This is a genomic window from Flavobacterium bomense (genome assembly GCF_003970355.1).
Genome location: NZ_RYDJ01000095.1, coordinates 1 through 1,471 on the forward strand (window position 1 = coordinate 1; position 1,471 = coordinate 1,471).

At 30.7% G+C, this 1,471-nt stretch carries 2 protein-coding genes and 1 pseudogene; 2 read left to right on the forward strand and 1 reads right to left on the reverse strand.

Annotated features, from left to right (window positions below; all coding sequences use genetic code 11):
* Positions 1-42: 42 nt before the first annotated feature.
* Entirely contained in the window at positions 43-546 is a 504-nt protein-coding gene (locus EKL98_RS15790; protein WP_126563130.1) for a peptidase, read from the reverse strand.
* A 204-nt stretch (positions 547-750) separates the two neighbouring features.
* Here EKL98_RS15790 and tatA point away from each other — a divergent pair, with 204 nt between their 5' ends.
* Positions 751-933 (forward strand): twin-arginine translocase TatA/TatE family subunit, encoded by a 183-nt coding sequence (gene tatA, locus EKL98_RS15795; RefSeq protein WP_126563131.1) that lies wholly within the window; start codon positions 751-753, stop codon positions 931-933.
* 186 nt (positions 934-1,119) lie between these two features.
* Positions 1,120-1,471 (forward strand): annotated as a pseudogene (locus tag EKL98_RS15800) (alpha/beta hydrolase); the annotation flags it as partial.

Here is a 1,471-nt window from a genome sequence, read left to right on the forward strand (position 1 = left end):
AATATTTTAGCAAAAAAAGGTTTTAAAGACATTATAAGAGTTTTATTTTTTTTTCGCTTTAGACGCGTTGGATTGAGATTTTTTTTCTTCTTTGGTTACTTCTTTTCTTAATTCCAGTTCTTCTTCTGAAGCGGATAAATCAAATTTAGATGGCGTTTCTTCACTGATGGCAAGAATGGAATCTTTATTGAATTTAGCATATTCCAATTGACCCGTCAATACTTTTTGGATGGATTTGATGTAGGCTTCATTTTTCTTCAAAGCCAAAGATAAAGAATCTGATTTTAGCGCCAGTTCAGTGGCATCTTTTTTCAGTTTAGAAGAGGAATATCCCGGAATAAACTCTCGCAAAGGTGTGAAAGCAATGATAAAAGTGGTAAAAGTTATCAATAAAATAGCGCCAGAAGTTGCTACCACAAAAACATTCATTAGATTTAATTTGAATGAAAAAAGCTCTTCAAAAGTTTCCTCATTCAAAATAACCAATCGGTTTTTTGTGAATAATTTATTGTGAAGTTTTCTTCGTTTAAGTCTATTTTCAGACATGTTTTTTGTTTATGATACAAATATAATAATTAATGCAATCATTCGCTTGTTTTCTTGTTTGTGTTTGTGTTGTGAATTTTTACCAAATTTTTAACGCATAAGAAACTAAAATAATTATCGCTAATTAATTTTATGTTAAGTAATTCTATATACCTTTGTTGTGCGATTTATTAGAAATTTGCTTCGGCAATAAAATATTATATTATGGGAAGATTTGGTTTAACAGAAATCCTTGTTATTTTGGCGGTTGTTTTATTGCTTTTTGGAGGGAAAAAAATTCCAGAATTAATGAAAGGTTTAGGTAGCGGAATTAAAGAATTCAAAAATGCTGCAAAAGATGACCAACCAGCAGATAAAAAAGAAACTAAAGAGGAAACCAAAGAATAAATTTTCTTTAGGTTTAAAATTTAATATTCCAAATTCTAAACAATTCATTTGTTTAGGATTTGGGATTTTCGTTTTTATAACTATTCCGATTTTTACATCTTTAGAAACAGTTATTTGTCAATATCGTCTGTTTTTAATCTAGCTTCGATTACCTTAGAGTTTTTATTTTAACAAAGTCCTTTTCAAATGAAAACCAAAGTACTACTTTTTTTCCTTTTTGTATCCTTCCAATCGCTTTTTTCTCAAGAAATTCAAGGGTCTTGGGCAGGAAGCTTAAGTATTCAAGGAACGCAACTTCCGCTGGTTTTTAATATTCAAAAAAACGGAGACTTATACCAAACCTCTTTAGACAGTCCGATGCAAGGCGCCAAAGGCATTCCGATTAAGGAAACAACTTTTGCAAATAATGAATTGCAATTAGCGGCTCCAAATCTTAATTTGAAATTCAGTGGACACTTTAACGGAACCTCAATAGAAGGGACTTTTGTACAAAAGGGAGGGAGTATTACGCTAGTATTAACAAGGAAGTTAACCGATA